At 63.0% G+C, this 15,624-nt stretch carries 13 protein-coding genes; 3 read left to right on the plus strand and 10 right to left on the minus strand.

Annotated features, from left to right (window positions below):
• The first annotated feature begins 156 nt into the window (after positions 1 to 156).
• Positions 157 to 1,659: a glycine betaine/L-proline transporter ProP gene (gene proP, locus MJ643_RS02785; protein WP_038409740.1), complete on the plus strand. Its 1,503-nt coding sequence runs from the start codon at positions 157 to 159 to the stop codon at positions 1,657 to 1,659.
• Here proP and MJ643_RS02790 read toward each other — a convergent pair whose 3' ends face one another.
• From MJ643_RS02790 to MJ643_RS02810, 5 genes are all read right to left on the minus strand, one after another.
• Positions 1,660 to 2,361 carry a YoaK family protein gene (locus MJ643_RS02790; RefSeq protein WP_013972898.1) on the minus strand — a complete coding sequence of 234 codons (702 nt, stop codon included), beginning with the start codon at positions 2,359 to 2,361 and terminating at the stop codon, positions 1,660 to 1,662. It abuts the gene before it with no gap.
• A 10-nt stretch (positions 2,362 to 2,371) separates the two neighbouring features.
• Positions 2,372 to 2,998 (minus strand): riboflavin synthase, encoded by a 627-nt coding sequence (locus tag MJ643_RS02795; protein WP_013972897.1) that lies wholly within the window; start codon positions 2,996 to 2,998, stop codon positions 2,372 to 2,374.
• Positions 2,999 to 3,507: 509 nt separating this feature from the next.
• Entirely contained in the window at positions 3,508 to 5,574 is a 2,067-nt protein-coding gene (gene treS, locus MJ643_RS02800; protein ID WP_208209131.1) for a maltose alpha-D-glucosyltransferase, read from the minus strand.
• A gap of 203 nt (positions 5,575 to 5,777) precedes the next feature.
• Positions 5,778 to 6,620 (minus strand): TIGR03915 family putative DNA repair protein, encoded by an 843-nt coding sequence (locus MJ643_RS02805; protein ID WP_013972895.1) that lies wholly within the window; start codon positions 6,618 to 6,620, stop codon positions 5,778 to 5,780.
• On the minus strand, positions 6,611 to 7,831 hold the full coding sequence (locus MJ643_RS02810; RefSeq protein WP_013972894.1) for a putative DNA modification/repair radical SAM protein: 1,221 nt from the start codon (positions 7,829 to 7,831) through the stop codon (positions 6,611 to 6,613). Before MJ643_RS02810 ends, MJ643_RS02805 begins: the two co-directional genes overlap by 10 nt.
• A 144-nt stretch (positions 7,832 to 7,975) precedes the next feature.
• Here MJ643_RS02810 and mqo point away from each other — a divergent pair, with 144 nt between their 5' ends.
• Positions 7,976 to 9,553 (plus strand): malate dehydrogenase (quinone), encoded by a 1,578-nt coding sequence (gene mqo / locus MJ643_RS02815; protein ID WP_013972893.1) that lies wholly within the window; start codon positions 7,976 to 7,978, stop codon positions 9,551 to 9,553.
• Here mqo and MJ643_RS31545 read toward each other — a convergent pair.
• From MJ643_RS31545 to MJ643_RS02825, 3 genes are read right to left on the minus strand one after another with little or no spacing between them, the layout of a single operon-like run.
• Positions 9,543 to 9,653: an NAD-dependent epimerase/dehydratase family protein gene (locus MJ643_RS31545; protein ID WP_038409738.1), complete on the minus strand. Its 111-nt coding sequence runs from the start codon at positions 9,651 to 9,653 to the stop codon at positions 9,543 to 9,545. The two genes, mqo and MJ643_RS31545, sit on opposite strands and share 11 nt — an antisense overlap.
• Positions 9,641 to 10,978: a UDP-glucose/GDP-mannose dehydrogenase family protein gene (locus tag MJ643_RS02820; protein ID WP_013972892.1), complete on the minus strand. Its 1,338-nt coding sequence runs from the start codon at positions 10,976 to 10,978 to the stop codon at positions 9,641 to 9,643. Before MJ643_RS02820 ends, MJ643_RS31545 begins: the two co-directional genes overlap by 13 nt.
• Positions 10,979 to 11,026: 48 nt before the next feature.
• Positions 11,027 to 11,962: a LysR family transcriptional regulator gene (locus MJ643_RS02825; RefSeq protein ID WP_024087242.1), complete on the minus strand. Its 936-nt coding sequence runs from the start codon at positions 11,960 to 11,962 to the stop codon at positions 11,027 to 11,029.
• Positions 11,963 to 12,081: 119 nt separating this feature from the next.
• Here MJ643_RS02825 and MJ643_RS02830 point away from each other — a divergent pair, with 119 nt between their 5' ends.
• On the plus strand, positions 12,082 to 12,945 hold the full coding sequence (locus MJ643_RS02830; protein WP_013972890.1) for a type 1 glutamine amidotransferase domain-containing protein: 864 nt from the start codon (positions 12,082 to 12,084) through the stop codon (positions 12,943 to 12,945).
• A gap of 62 nt (positions 12,946 to 13,007) precedes the next feature.
• Here the strand turns inward: MJ643_RS02830 and MJ643_RS02835 are convergent, their stop codons facing one another.
• Together MJ643_RS02835 and nspC are read right to left on the minus strand one after the other, a co-directional pair.
• Positions 13,008 to 14,252, minus strand: coding sequence for a saccharopine dehydrogenase family protein (locus tag MJ643_RS02835; RefSeq protein ID WP_003248123.1), 1,245 nt, complete (start codon positions 14,250 to 14,252; stop codon positions 13,008 to 13,010).
• A gap of 31 nt (positions 14,253 to 14,283) precedes the next feature.
• Positions 14,284 to 15,381, minus strand: a complete 1,098-nt coding sequence (gene nspC / locus MJ643_RS02840; RefSeq protein ID WP_013972889.1) for a carboxynorspermidine decarboxylase — start codon at positions 15,379 to 15,381, stop codon at positions 14,284 to 14,286.
• Positions 15,382 to 15,624 lie beyond the last annotated feature (243 nt).

The following is a 15,624-nucleotide window of genomic DNA, read 5'->3' on the forward strand; positions in this document are numbered from 1 at the left end:
CGAGCCGTTGCCCATGCAAGCCGCTGCCATCGCAGCGGCTTTTCTTTGCCTGTGCAGCAACCGAAGAGGAGAAACACAAAAAACCCGTAAGCGCTGAATTATTTAGTGTCCCGTCGTATCTCATCCCTTAGAGCATTCATCGACAGGGATACGGACATGAAACCTCGCAAGAAAAGCATCCAGCCAATCGGCCTGAAGGACATCACCATCGTCGACGACGGCAAGATGCGCAAGGCAATCACCGCGGCGGCACTGGGCAATGCCATGGAGTGGTTCGACTTCGGCGTCTACGGCTTCGTCGCCTACGCCCTGGGCAAGGTTTTCTTCCCCAATGCCGACCCCAGCGTGCAGATGATCGCGGCGTTGGCCACGTTCTCGGTGCCGTTTCTGATCAGGCCTCTGGGCGGGCTGTTCTTCGGCGCCTTGGGCGACCGGTTCGGGCGGCAGAAAATCCTCGCTGCGACCATCGTGATCATGTCGCTCAGCACCTTTGCCATCGGCCTGATACCGTCCTATGCCAGCATCGGTATCTGGGCGCCGATCCTGTTGCTGCTGGCCAAGATGGCCCAGGGCTTCTCGGTGGGGGGCGAGTACACCGGCGCGTCGATCTTCGTCGCCGAATATGCCCCGGACCGAAAACGGGGTTTTCTCGGCAGTTGGCTGGACTTCGGCTCGATTGCCGGGTTCGTGCTGGGTGCCGGTGTGGTGGTGTTGATCTCTACGGTGCTGGGTGAGGAAAAGTTCCTCGAATGGGGTTGGCGCCTGCCGTTCTTCCTCGCCTTGCCGCTGGGCATCATCGGCCTGTACCTGCGCCATGCTCTGGAGGAAACGCCGGCTTTCCAGCAGCATGTCGACAAACTGGAGCAGGGCGACCGCGAAGGCCTGGCGTCCGGGCCCAAGGTGTCCTTCAAGGAGGTCGCCACCCAACACTGGCGCAGCCTGGTGACCTGTATCGGTGTAGTGATCGCCACCAACGTCACCTACTACATGCTGCTCACGTACATGCCCAGCTACCTGTCGCACAACCTGCACTACAGCGAAGACCATGGCGTGCTGATCATCATCGCGATCATGGTCGGCATGCTGTTCGTGCAACCGATGATCGGGCTGCTCAGCGACAAGTTCGGCCGCCGACCGTTCATCATCGTCGGCAGCGTCGGCCTGTTTGCGCTGGCCATTCCGGCATTCATGCTCATCAACAGCGGCGTACTGGGGGTGATCTTTGCCGGGCTGCTGATCATTGCCGTGCTGCTGAACTTCTTCATCGGCGTGATGGCCTCGACGCTACCGGCAATGTTCCCCACGCATATCCGCTACAGCGCCCTCGCCAGCGCCTTCAACATCTCGGTGCTGATCGCCGGCCTCACCCCGACCATCGCCGCCTGGCTGGTGGAAAGTACTGGCAACCTGTACATGCCGGCCTATTACCTGATGGTGATCGCCGCCGTGGGGCTGGTCACCGGCCTGACCATGAAGGAAACCGCCAACAAGCCGCTGCGCGGCGCGGCACCGGCAGCATCGGATATCGAGGAAGCGCGTGAGCTGCTGCAGGAGCACCACGACAACATCGAGCAAAGGATAGAGGACATCGATGCGCAGATTGCCGAACTGGAGGCCAAGCGCAAGTTGCTGGTGCAGCAGCACCCGCGCATCGAGTGATCAGTGTGGCATGTAGCCACGCTGCCACGTCCGTGGAATGAACCGCGACACCAGGGCCAGCACGCAGGCCAGCGAGCAGCTGCCGGCTAGCGCCTGCAGGCCCAGGTGGTGCTGCAGCCAGGCCCCCAGCGCGGCGCCCAGCAGCATGCCGGCCCAAGGCACCAGTTGCACCCGCCAGCCATTGCGCCGCTCGCCCAGCAGCCAGCGCCCCAGCCCACGACCGAAGCGTGACAGGGCACCGGTGACGTAGGTCAGGCCGATGGGCAGGCCGTTCACCTGTTCGACCACGGCGTTGATCATGCCCATGGCCAGTGTGGCGGCGAGCAGCGCGGGCAAGGTCGCTGCCAAGGGCCATGCGGCTGCAAAGCCCAGCAGGGCGGCGACCACCAGCAGCACCGGCCAGGCCCGACGGCGGAACGCGCGCGCCAGCAGCACGCCCAGGGCGTTGCCGATGACGAAGCTCAGCACTGCAGCACTCAGGCGCAGCACCAGGGCCAGGTCCGCATCGCTGATGGCGACGGCCAGACGCGTGGTGTTGCCACTCATGAATGACACGAAGTCGCCCAGCGCCAGCAGGCCGATGGCATCGGTCATGCCGGCCAGTACGGACAGGCCGGCGACCAGGCCGAGGCCGACACGACCACGCAGAATCTGCAGGCGCAGCCGCTTGGCAGTGCGCGCGGGGAGGGTGTTGGGCAGCATCCTCGGGAACTCAGCGAGGCATTTCGCGGGCCAGGGTGCTCTTGATCGTGCGCTCCACTACATCGACCAGCACCATTGTCTGGTGGTCCACTTCGATGTTGAGCAGTTCGCCGGCCTTGTAGCTGGCAAAGGTGGTCTGGCGCAGGGTTTCCGGGATCAGGTTGATGGTGATCACGTTGTTCTCGACATCGGCTACGGTCAGGCTGCAGCCGTTGACCCCGATAAAACCGCGCGGGAATACGTACTTGCCCCATTCCGCTGGCATGCGGAACTTGATGAAGGCGCCGGTTTCCTTGATCGACAGCTCGACGATTTCGGCGGTGGTGGCGATGTGGCCGGCCATCAGGTGGCCGCCGACTTCGGCGTTCATCTTCGCCGAGCGTTCGATGTTGACGCCCTGGCCGGCCTTGAAGTTGCGCAGGTTGGTGCGCTCGAGGGTGGCGGTCATGGCGTCGAACCTGACCTGGGTGCCGTTGATCTCGGTGACCGACAGACAGGTGCCTTCGACACTGACGCTGGCGCCGATCTTCAGCTCGTCGAGCAGTTCGGGGGTGAGGTCGATGGTGAACTGGTTGTGGCCCGGGTAGGTGGTCACATCAAGCAGAGGGCGGACGGCCTGGACGATGCCGGTGTACATGGAGTTGCTCCTGGGCACGGAAAAGAAAACCTCCGAACGCTATGCCCGTGGAGCGGTAAAAGCAAGCCAGCCATTGGTCTGGACACTGGAAACCCACAGGCACGGCGCACTTTGTCACCTGGAAGTGACCCTGTGGGAGTGGGTTCACCCGCGAAGCAGGCGACGCGGTGGATGGCACCGGCTGCGCCGGTGTTCGCGGGTAAACCCGCTCCTACAGGTATGGCGCATTCCTTCAGGTGGTGGGGCCCCTGTGGGAGCGGGCATGCCCGCGAAGCAGGCGATGCGGTGGATGGCACCGGCTGCGCCGGTGTTCGCGGGCGCGCCCGCTCCCACAGGTATGGTGCATTCCTCAGCTGGTGGGGCCCCTGTGGGAGCGGGCATGCCCGCGAAGTAGGCGATGCGGTGGATGGCACCGGCTGCGCCGGTGTTCGCGGGTGAACCCGCTCCCACAGGAATCGCGTGGCTGCCGTTCAGAGCTTCACCGGCGAAGGCAATGGGGCAAATACAATTCAGACATGGCCGCTGCTGTTGACGATCCGCAGGCACAGCGCCTCATACGGGTCCAGGTTCACCATCAGCCGCCCATCCTCGGTCAAATCCCCTTCGACCGTTTCATTGATCATGTCCACCACCGGCCCCGGCGTGAACCCGGTCAGTTGCAGCTCCTCGGCAATCACTTCCTGGCCGAAGTTCAGCGCACTGATCTGGATGCCACGCCCGGCCGGCAGCTCATGCACCATCACCAGCAAGCCGGGGCTGCTGACTTCGGGCACCAGCACCTGGCGGCTGGTGGCAATGCCATAAGCCTGGCGCACCGCCAGCAGCTTCTTCACCTTGCAGGCAAACGAATCGCCGTTCTCCAGCTGGCTGTCCAGGCTGCCATAAAGCGCCCGGGCTCGGGGCATGCCACGCACAGACGTCTGGGCCTGCGGCTCCAGCCCGGCCAGGTCGTAGCCGCCGCGGTGAATCCAGCGGGTATCGCCATCCAGCATCCGCTGGGCGACCGCTTCGCCGGGCAAGGGCAGGGCGCCTACCAGGTCCCAGCCGGACAGCGCCACCACACCCGGCTGCATGGCGTTGTACATGACCAGCAGCAGGTGCACCTTCTGGATCAGCTCGATTTCTGCCACCCCGATCTGCCCAAGGTCGCGGATACCCAGCGCGGCAGCGATCAGGCTGGCCGTGGTACAGGCTATGCCATTGGTGACGAAGCGCAGGTTGTATGGCGCATGCTCGCCCGACAGCCGTTCGTAGATCTCTTCGCGGATGTGCTCGCGCAGGATGCCGCCAGGCAAGGTCTGGCCTTTGTACAGGTACATGTCGTGGGCATGCAGGGTCCAGAAATGCACCAGCTCCACGGTCAGCTCGTCGTGGTTCTGCAAGGCATGGATCAGCGAGGCCGGGTCGATGCCGAAAGCATGCATCTCCTTGAGCATCAGGCGCAGGAACTCGGTGTCGCCGGTCAGCAGCGCATGCTGGTAGGCCGGCCGGGTAATGAAATCGTAGGACAGGTCGGCACCACCCCTGGACATCTGCGCGATGTCGTCGAGGGTCAGGTTCAGTTCCTGGAAGCTGAAACCGCCGGCCTTGCGGATCATGCCGCCAATCAGTTGGTTGCCGACGATCGACAGAGGGTGGCTTTCCGACCAGGCAGTGCCGCTGGCGCGGGTCTCCACACCGAGAAAACCGTTGGCATCCAGGCGCAGGCCACGTGCACCCAGGCAGTCCAGGGCGTGCAGGGCATCGCCAATGATCATCTGCTGGGCGGCGAAGGTCGGGTCCAGCCAGTTCAGCGATGGCTGGCCTTCCTTGAAGTAGTGCAGGTACACCCAGCGCCGGGTCTTGCCATCTACACCGGTCACCGGCGGCGTGGCGCTCCAGTCGGTTTCCTTCACACCTGGTTCGAAGAAGATAACCCGTTGCAGCTGGCCGACGATGTAATGGCGGGCCTTGAGCTCGTCGCACTGGGCCGGCAGCAGATTGACCGCGTCGCGCCCGGCAGGCACTTCGGGCAGCAGCGGCCAGTCTTCCTCGCGGATTTCGACCATGTGGTACAGCCCCGGATAGGGACCGTAGGCCAGCTCGGCCAGGCGAAAGTCGGCGCCCTTGCCCGTGTGCGAGGGGATCAGGTCGTCGATGGTCACGGCGTTGTGCGCGGCGGCCATGCGGCTCATCTGGATCAGCTCCTGCTCGCTGCCGTACAGCGGATCGATGTCGAAACTGATGCGGTCGAAGTTGCCGTCCACGCTGGGGGTGAGTTCACGGCCACGAATGCCGCCGGACAACTTGATCGGGCCGGTGTGCAGGCCCTGAATGCCGATCTCCGACAAACGCTTCCACAGCGCCTCGTGGCCCAAGGCGCCAAGCACCGAACAACCTTCGGGGGCGATGATGGCATCGGGGTAGACGGTCAGCCAGACCGAAGCGATTTCAGTGGCGCGGCGGGGCTGCGCTTCGGCGTAGGGCTGTTGCCACAGGCGCGACTGGCCCGAGTACAAGTGGGTGCGTTGCTGGGAGGCCTTGAGCATGGCGCGGTCTTCGAGCCATTTGACGTATGACGGGTCGGGTTGGGTCATTTCGCGTCCTCTTTGCGTGTCGGCAGCGGCTCAGGTTATGACGGCTGTGGCGGCTGATCGTTCGGCTTGAGATTGCTTTTGGCTGTTTCGCGGGCGCGCCCGCTCCCACCGGATCTCTACACACTTCGAGAACTGTGCAATACCTGTGGGAGCGGGCATGCCCGCGAAGAAACTCCCACTGATCAAGGTTTGCGAATACGCAACTACCGTATGGGCTTGCTGATTTGTTTGCCAGCCTGAGAGGCGACCTCCAGTGCTTGGCCGTCCCGTTGCTTGCCTTGCCGAGCCAGGCCTTCGAGCTGCGGAATCAGCATGCCCTCCGGCAAATGACGCCAGAACCGCCCGGGCATGTGCAAGCGCAAGGCGTCGGGGTTGAGGCGGGCGGGGTTGAAGGTATGACGATAGTAGGTGCGCCATAATTCGGCACCAGGGTCTTCGGCGTTGCGGGCCCATTGGCGCCAGGGTTCGGGGCACTGTCGCTGGTAGTCGAATGCCTGGCCATCGAAGCGTATGCCGTCGTGGGCCGTGGCAATCATCCAGCGCAAACGCCCCAGGCGGTCGGCGAAATGCCCACTGGCGCTTTCCAGAATGTCATGCGCCGGCTCGTGGTAGGCCACCAGGTCGAGTTGCAGCTGTTCAGCCAATACTTCGGGTAGTGGCACGAAGCGTACAAACGCATGCAGGTGGTGTGCTTCGCGATTGACCTGCTTGATCCGTCTATGCAGCTCACTGCCCAATCGGTCACCCGGCAGCATTGCAGTGCGGTCGCCATGGGCCACCCGCCAAAGTACCTCGTAAAGCAGGTTCCAGCGGTGCTCGCCACGGTAGCGGGCCGCCTGTTCCAGCTGGCCGAGCAGCGCCGCAGGCACTTTGGCGCGAAAGGGACCGGAGCCTTCCGGCAGCGCTGTCGGTACGGCCAGCAAATCAGCCACCGGCCCTTGCGCCCAGGTGACCTCCGACGGGTCGATGCCATGCCCCAACAACACCCGGGCCTGGTCACGCCAGGTGGCGAACAGGCCGTCGCAATCGAGCGCGATCATCCCCATAAGCCCATCTGCACCGGGGCCTGCGGCTCACGCAAGCGCGCCCTCAGCAGGCCGCTGCGCAGTTCGGCCTGGGGCGGGCGGTAGTCGCTGGTGACAATGAATGGCCGCGCCTTGTCCAGCACGCAGCGCAACTGGATCAGGTCATCGTAGCGAATGCGCCGTTCGCGTCGCAGGGCTACCAGGCGCTGCACGCTGCGCAGGCCGATGCCGGGGATGCGCGCCAGTAGCGCCGGCTCGGCACGGTTCACATCCAGCGGGAACACGTCGCGGTTGGCCAGCGCCCAGGCCAGCTTGGGGTCGATGTCCAGTGCCAGATTGCCGCTCTGGCCCAGCAGCTCGCCGGCCTTGTAGCCATAGCCACGCAACAGGAAGTCAGCCTGGTACAGACGGTGCTCGCGCAGCAGCGGTGGTGCGGCCAGGGGGACGCTGCCGGGGCTGTCAGGGATGGGGCTGAAGGCGGAGTAGTACACACGCTTGAGGCCGTAGCCTTGGTACAGCGATTCGGCATTGCGCAGCAGTGTGCTGTCGTCGGTGCTGTCGGCCCCGACGATCACCTGGGTGCTTTGCCCGGCCGGGGTAAAGCGCGGCGCCTTGGGTTCGTGGGCCACAGCTTGCTGGCCCTGGTGGATCACGCCCATGGCCTGGCGAATGGTGTGCGCCTGTTTTTCCGGTGCCAGGCGTTTCAGGCTGGCGTCGGTCGGCAGCTCGATGTTGACGCTGAGCCGGTCTGCCAGGCGCCCGGCCTCCTCGATCAGCAACGGGTCGGCATCGGGGATGGTCTTGAGGTGGATGTAGCCACGGAAGTCGTGCTCTTCGCGCAACAGCCGCGCCACACGGACCAGCTGCTCCATGGTGTAGTCCGCCGAACGGATGATGCCGGAGCTGAGGAACAGGCCGCTTATGCAGTTGCGCCGGTAGAAGTCCAGGGTCAGCCGGACCACTTCCTCGGGGCTGAAGCGTGCGCGTGGCACGTTGCTGGATCGGCGGTTGACGCAGTACTGGCAGTCGTAGAGGCAAAAGTTGGTCAGCAGCACCTTGAGCAGCGATACGCAGCGCCCATCAGGGGTGTAGCTGTGACAGATGCCCATGCCATTGGTAGCACCCAGCCCATCAGCCCCGCGCGAGTTGCGTTTGGGCGCGCCGCTGCTGGCGCAGGATGCGTCGTACTTGGCAGCATCGGCAAGGATGCCGAGTTTGGCGATGAGTTGCATGGGGCTGACCTGTGATACTGAATATTCATACAGTATTTTGAGGCGTGACGGATTGCAAGTGATTGTGCACCAGCCACGCCCGACCAAATCCGTCATCTAAGCTTGTGGCTGACTTACGGATAGCAACGAGGCAAGGGGGAGGTTATGAGGATCACCATCAAGCCGGTACTGGCGCTGACCGGGCTGGCCTTGGCATTCGGCATGCTCGATGCCCAGGCCGCGGAAACCAGAAGAGTCGATGTCATGCTGGTGGGCGGCGGCATCATGAGTTCAACCCTGGCCGTCTGGCTCAATGAGCTGGAGCCGGGTTGGTCGATGGAAATGGTCGAGCGCCTGGACAAGGTCGCCGAAGAAAGCTCCAACGGCTGGAACAACGCTGGTACCGGCCACTCGGCCCTGGCCGAACTGAACTACACCCCGGAGAAGGACGGCAAGGTCGATATAAGCAAGGCGGTGGAGATCAACGAGTCGTTCCAGGTCACCCGTCAGTTCCTCGCCTGGCAGGTCAAACAGGGCGTGCTGAAGAACCCGCATTCATTCATCAACACTACTCCGCACATGAGCTTCGTCTGGGGCGACGACAACATTCGCTTCCTGAAGAAGCGCTACGAGGCGCTGCAGGCCAGCCCGTTGTTCAAGCCCATGCAGTACTCCGAGGACCACGAGCAGATTCGCAAGTGGGTACCGTTGATGATGGAGGGCCGCGACCCCAACCAGAAACTGGCCGTGACCTGGACGCCGATCGGCACCGACGTCAACTTTGGCGAGATCACCCGGCAATACGTGGGCTATCTGCAGACCCGGCCGAACTTCGACCTCAAGCTGTCGACCGAAGTGCAGGCGATCACCCGCAACGACGACGGCTCCTGGCATGTCGAATACAAAAACCTCAAAGACGGCAGCAACGCGGCCACCGACGCCAGGTTCCTGTTCATCGGCGCAGGTGGTGCAGCGCTGCCACTGCTGCAGAAGTCGGGTATCGAGGAGGCCAAGGACTATGCCGGTTTCCCGGTCGGTGGTTCGTTCCTGGTCACCGACAACCCGGCCATCGCCCTGCGTCACATGGCCAAGGCCTACGGTATCGCCGCCACGGGCGCACCACCGATGTCGGTGCCGCACCTGGACACCCGTGTGCTCGATGGCAAGCGCATGATCCTGTTCGGGCCGTTCGCCACCTTCTCGACCAAGTTCCTCAAGCAGGGCTCGCTGCTTGACCTGTTCGCCAGCGCCAGTGTGCACAATGCCTGGCCGATGGTAAGAGTCGGGGTGCGCGAGTTCGACCTGGTGCAGTACCTGATCGGCCAGGTGCTGCAATCTGACGATGACCGTTTCGAAGCGTTGCGCACCTACTTCCCCGAGGCGAAGAAAGAGGACTGGCGGCTGTGGCAGGCGGGCCAGCGGGTGCAGATCATCAAGAAGGACGAAGCATTGGGTGGTGTGCTCAAGCTCGGCACTGAAGTGGTGACGTCCAAGGATGGCAGCATTGCAGGATTGCTGGGTGCCTCGCCTGGCGCCTCGACCGCGCCGCCGATCATGCTCGATGTGCTGAGCAAGGTGTTCAAGGACAAGATGGCATCGCCGCAGTGGCAGGCGAAGATCAGGCAGATCATCCCGTCCTACGGCATCCGCCTTAACGACCACCCGGACCAGGTGCAGAAGGAGTGGGCATACACCAACGAGGTGTTGCAACTGAATCCTCCCGAGGGCGCCGTTACGCCGTAGCAAAGTACCATGCGGCGACCACCTCGATGCCTGCTTCGCACAGGCACCGTGCAATGTGGTCGCCGGTGAAGCCGGCCACGCCGGTAATCAGTTCGGGCATGCTGGCTGCACCTGGCCGCGGCCGATGCCGTAGTAGGTCAGGCCGGCGGCGGCCATGTGCTCGGGTTCGAACAGGTTGCGCCCGTCGAACACCACCCGGTCGGCCAGTTGTTGCGGCACCTTGTCCAGGTTGAGCACGCGGTATTCCTGCCATTCGGTGACGATCACCAGGGCATCGGCGCCGCGCAGCGCGTCGTCCTTGCACGGTACCAGTTGCAGGTCGGCGCGGGCGCCATAGTGCCGCTGGATTTCCTCCATGGCCTGCGGGTCATGGGCCTGCACCCGTGCGCCGGCGGCCCACAGCGCTTCCAGCAGGACTCGGCTGGAGGCCTCGCGAATGTCGTTGGTATTGGGCTTGAACGACAATCCCCACACGGCGAAGACCTTGCCTCGCAGGCCGCGTGGGTAGTGGCGTTGGATCTTGCCGAACAGCCGGTTCTTTTGCTGCTCGTTGACCGATTCCACCGCACGCAGCAACTGTGGTTCGAAGCCCTCGGCCTCGGCGCTGCGGCGCAGGGCTTGCAGGTCCTTGGGGAAGCATGAGCCGCCAAAGCCGCAGCCGGCATAGATGAAGTCGTAGCCGATGCGCGGGTCCGAGCCGATGCCGCGGCGCACCAGTTCGATGTCGGCGCCCAGATGCTCGGCCAGGTTGGCGATTTCGTTGATGAACGAGATCTTGGTCGCCAGCATGCAGTTGGCCGCGTACTTGGTCAGCTCGGCGCTGCGCGCGTCCATCACCATCAGTTTTTCGCGGTTGCGGCTGAACGGCAGGTACAGCTCGCGCAGCAGCTCTACTTCGGCGGGCTCCGCGCCACCGATGATGATGCGCTCCGGGCGCATGCAGTCATCCACCGCCGAGCCCTCCTTGAGGAACTCGGGGTTGCTGACGACGCGCAAGCGGCTGGTATCGGCCACGGCCTGGGCGATGCGCGCCTTGATGCGGTGCACCGTACCAACCGGCGCGGTGGATTTGTTGACGATCAGCTTGGGGCCATCGGCATGTTCGAGGATGCTGTCGACCACGGCGAACACGTGCTTCAGGTCGGCGCTGCCATCGGCCTGAGGCGGGGTGCCGACGGCAATGAACTGCACCTTTGCGTAGTTGGCCGCTTCGCTGGCGTCGGTGGTGAAGCGAAGGCGACCGCAGGCCAGGTTCTTCTCCAGCATCGGCGCAAGGCCGGGCTCGAAGATCGGGCAATGGCCTGCATTGAGGCTGGCGACCCGCTCGGCGTCGACATCCATGCACAACACCGAATGGCCCACCTGGGCCAGGCACACTGCCTGGGTGAGGCCGACATAGCCGGTACCGAAAACCGTGACCTTCATCTGACAGCTCCTTGGCGAGAAAGCTGAAAAAAAATGTCACATCGTTGTTTAGAAATTGTTACTCGCGCAGGCGGCTGCCTCTTGGGCGACGTTCCACAGCTGTTGGCGAAACCAGCGGCGCAAGGGGTCGGCGTGGGTGCGTTCGTGCCAGATCTGCATCACCTCGATCGCTGGCAATGTCAGCGGCAGCGGGTACATGAGCAGGTCGTCGTCACGTTCGACGGCTTCGGTGGCCAGCGAGCGCAGGCAGGTGAGCAGCAGATCGGTGCCGCGCAGCAGGCGCATGGGGGCCAGGAAACTCGACAGGCCAGCCACGACCCGCCGTTGCATGCCCTGGCTGCGCAAGGCGCGGTCGACCAGGCCATCGAGGTCGCCGGTGAGGGTGGTAAGCAGGTGGTCGCTGGCAAGGAAGGTATCGAGGTCCAGGCCGTTTTCCAGGCCTGGATGGCTGCGCGAGGCCAGCACTACCAAGTGTTCACTGAGCAGGCGCTGTTGGTGGAAGGTTTCCGGCAGGTCGGTGTAGAACCCGGCAACGGCCAGGTCACAGGTGCCTTTCTCCAATTCTTCGCGAGGCAGCAGACCGCGGGTGTTGCAGGTGACCAGCGTCAGGTTCGGTGCCTGGCTACGCAGGATCGGCAGCAGCCTGGGCAACAGGGTCTGCTCCACATAATCGGTGCTGTACAGGTGCAGTCGGGCAGGGCGGGCGAGGAAGTCCTGCCCTTCGCAGCGCTCATAAAAACCTTCCAGGCCCACTACCAGGCGTTCTACCTCAGGCGCCAGTTCGTGGGCGCGTGGCGTCGGGGTCAGGCCCCTGGGCGCGCGCACGAACAGCGGGTCGCCAAACTGATGGCGCAGCTTGTTGAGCTTGTGGCTGAGCGCGGGCTGGCTCAGCGCCATGCGCTGGGCGGCGAGGGTGGCGTTGCGTTCCTGGTACAGCACATGGAACAGGTACAGCAGGTTGAAGTCCTTGCTGGATATATTCATTTTCTGGATCACAGGCATGAGAGCTTTCGAATTATCGAATCATAGCCTCGCCGTTAGCATGAACGCATCCCCGCCAACATGAGCGGACAGCTCTATTTGCCTGATCAGGAGATTGTTGCATGACCAAGATGTCCCGGCTTGCCCTGGCTGTTGCCAGCACCCTGCTTGCCACCGGCGCCCACGCTGCGCCCAAGGGAGAGGTGCTGGTGCTGTTGTCCAGCGAGCACCAGCTGCCCCTGCAGGACGGCAAGCGCTACGCCACCGGCTACTACCTGAACGAATTCGGCGTGCCTGCCGACCAGTTGCTCAAGGCTGGCTACAAGCTGGTGCTGGTTACCCCCAAGGGTAATGCCCCGAGTGTCGACCAGCGTTCGATCGACCCGAGCTACTTTGCCGGCGATGCGGTGGAGATGCGCCGGATCGAGAAGGTCGTGCAAGGCCTGCCGGGCATTGACGATACCCTGTCGGTGAAAGAAGTACTGGCAGGTGACCTAGGGCGCTATGCCGGGCTGTTCATCCCCGGCGGCCATGCGCCGTTGATCGACCTGGCCAACAACCCGGACGTGGGCGCCTTGCTGCGGCATTTCCATCAAGCCGGCAAGCCTACAGCCGCGATCTGCCACGGCCCCATCGCCTTGCTCTCGGCCCAGCAGGACCCGGCCAGCTACCAGTCGGCGCTGGCGCGTGGTGAAAAGCCGGCAGCCACCGACTGGTTGTACAAGGGTTACAAGATGACCATTTTCTCCGACCCGGAGGAGCAGGTATTCGAAGGTTCGCTCAAGGACCAGCGGCTGCTGTTCTACCCGGCCAACGCCATGGCGATGGCAGGGGGCGACATGGGCTACGCCAAGGCCTGGCAACCCAATGTGGTGGTGGACCGCGAACTCATCACCGGGCAGAACCCGTTCTCGGACAAGGCGCTGGCCAAGGTATTGCTGGAAAAGCTGGCTGAGCAGGCAAAGCCCTCTGGCCAGGGCATCTAGGCTTACACGTGGCCTGCAAAAGCAGAGGGGGCGCCTTGATGGCGCCCCCTCTGCTTTGCTGCTTAGGCTTCAGCGTCCCAAGGACGATCGCCTTTTTCATCCTTGACGCGGGTCGGCAGGCCCATGACGTCCAGTGCCTTGAGGAACGGCTCGGCTGGCAGCTCCTCGACGTTGACCATGCGCTTGGCATCCCACTCGCCACGGGCGACCAGCAGGGCGGCAGCCACTGGCGGTACACCGGCGGTGTAGGAAATACCCTGGCTGTCGGTCTCGGCGTAGGCTTCTTCGTGGTCGGCCACGTTGTAGATGAACACTTCGCGCGGCTGGCCATCCTTGGTGCCCTTGACCAGGTCACCGATGCAGGTCTTGCCGGTGTAGCCCGGGGCCAGAGAGGCTGGGTCCGGCAGCACGGCCTTGACTACTTTCAGCGGTACCACTTCCAGGCCTTCGGCGGTTTTCACCGGTTGCTCGGAGAGCAGGCCCAGGTTCTTCAGCACGGTGAACACGTTGATGTAGTGCTCGCCGAAGCTCATCCAGAAACGCACGTTCGGCACGTTGAGGTTCTTCGAAATCGAGTGAACCTCATCGTGGCCGGTCAGGTACAGGTTCTGCGAACCCACCACCGGCAGGTCGTCCGTACGCTTGACCTCGAACATGGTGTTGCTGGTCCACTGGCTGTTCTGCCAGCTCCACACTTGCCCGGTGAACTCACGGAAGTTGATTTCCGGGTCGAAGTTGGTGGCGAAGTATTTGCCATGCGAACCGGCATTGACGTCGAGGATGTCGATCGAGTCAATGCTGTCGAAATACTGTTGCTGCGCCAGCTTGGCGTAGCTGTTCACCACACCCGGGTCGAAGCCGACGCCGAGAATGGCGGTAATGTTCTTTGCCTGGCACTCTTCGAGGTGTTTCCACTCGTAGTTGCCGTACCACGGCGGGGTCTCGCAGATCTTGCCCGGCTCTTCGTGGATGGCGGTGTCCAGGTAGGCGACACCGGTATCGATGCAGGCACGCAGCACCGACATGTTGAGGAAGGCGGAACCAACGTTGATCACGATCTGCGATTCGGTCTCGCGGATCAGCGCCTTGGTAGCCTCGACATCGAGGGCATTGAGCGAGAAGGCCTGGATGTCGGCGGGTACCTTGAGGCTACCCTTGGCCTTGACGCTGTCGATGATGGCCTGGCATTTGGAGATGTTCCGTGACGCGATAGCGATACGACCCAGTTCGTCGTTATGCTGCGCGCACTTGTGGGCCACCACCTTGGCGACACCTCCTGCACCAATGATAAGAACGTTCTTCTTCAATTTATCCCTTGCTCCTTACTGAAAGCCGGTCTTACGACAGGCTGGAAACGTAGTCTTCGAAACCGAACTCGCGCACCACTTCGACGCTGCCGTCGAGTTGCTTGACCACGATGGATGGCATTTTCAGACCGTTGAACCAGTTTTTCTTGACCATGGTGTAACCCGCCGCGTCGACGAACGACAGGCGATCACCGATGGCCAGCGGACGATCGAATTGGTATTCGCCGAAGATGTCACCGGCCAGGCACGACTTGCCGCAGACCATGTAGGTGTGCGCGCCGTCGTTGGGGGCCATCTTGGCGTTGAGGCGGTAGATCAGCAGGTCGAGCATGTGCGCTTCGATCGAGCTGTCGACCACGGCCAGGTGCTTGCCGTTGTACAGGGTGTCGAGCACGGTCACTTCCAGCGAGGCGCTGTTGGTGATGGCCGCTTCGCCCGGCTCCAGGTACACCTGCACGCCGTACTTTTCCGAGAAGGCTTTCAGGCGCGCGCAGAAGGCGTCCAGCGCGTAGTCTTCACCGGTGAAGTGGATGCCGCCACCGAGGCTGACCCACTCGACCTTGTGCAGCAGGTGGCCGAAGCGCTCTTCGATGTGCGTGAGCATCTTGTCGAACAGGCCGAAGTCGCCGTTCTCGCAGTTGTTGTGGAACATGAAGCCGGAGATCTGCTCGATCACCTGTTCGACCTTGGCCGGGTCCCATTCGCCCAGGCGGCTGAACGGGCGGGCAGGGTCTGCCAGCAGGTAGTCGGAGCTGCTGACCTGCGGGTTGACGCGCAGGCCACGGACCTTGCCTTCGGACTGTTCGGCGAAGCGCTGCAGCTGGCCGATCGAGTTGAAGATGATCTTGTCGCAGTTCTCGAGCATTTCCTCGACCTCGTCGTCGGCCCAGGCCACGCTGTAGGCGTGGGTTTCGCCGGCGAACTTCTGGCGGCCGAGCTTGAGCTCGTACAGCGACGAAGAGGTGGTGCCGTCCATGTACTGTTGCATCAGGTCGAAGACTGACCAGGTGGCAAAGCACTTGAGGGCGAGCAGTGCCTTGGCGCCGGAGTGTTCGCGCACGTAGGCGATCTTCTCCATGTTGCCCAGCAGCTTGGTTTTATCGATGAGGTAGTACGGCGTCTTGATCATTTAAAGGCCCCCGGCCAGGCCGGCCAAAAAAAGGACACGCATTGTGCCTTCACTTGCCGCAGACCGAAAGGGTGGGCTACGCATTTCGTCGTGGTTGACGCTGTTGCGACGGGAATTTTCCGGTTGCGGTGGGCTTAGTAGAACAGCGGCATGTGACTATCGTAATCAGCAACCGGGTGCCGCAAGGAGAATCCGATGAGTGTTTATTGGATGGCACCGGCTCCGCCGGTGTTCGCGGGCTTG

This window comes from Pseudomonas sp. PNPG3, assembly GCF_023093815.1.
Lineage (GTDB): Bacteria > Pseudomonadota > Gammaproteobacteria > Pseudomonadales > Pseudomonadaceae > Aquipseudomonas > Aquipseudomonas asiatica.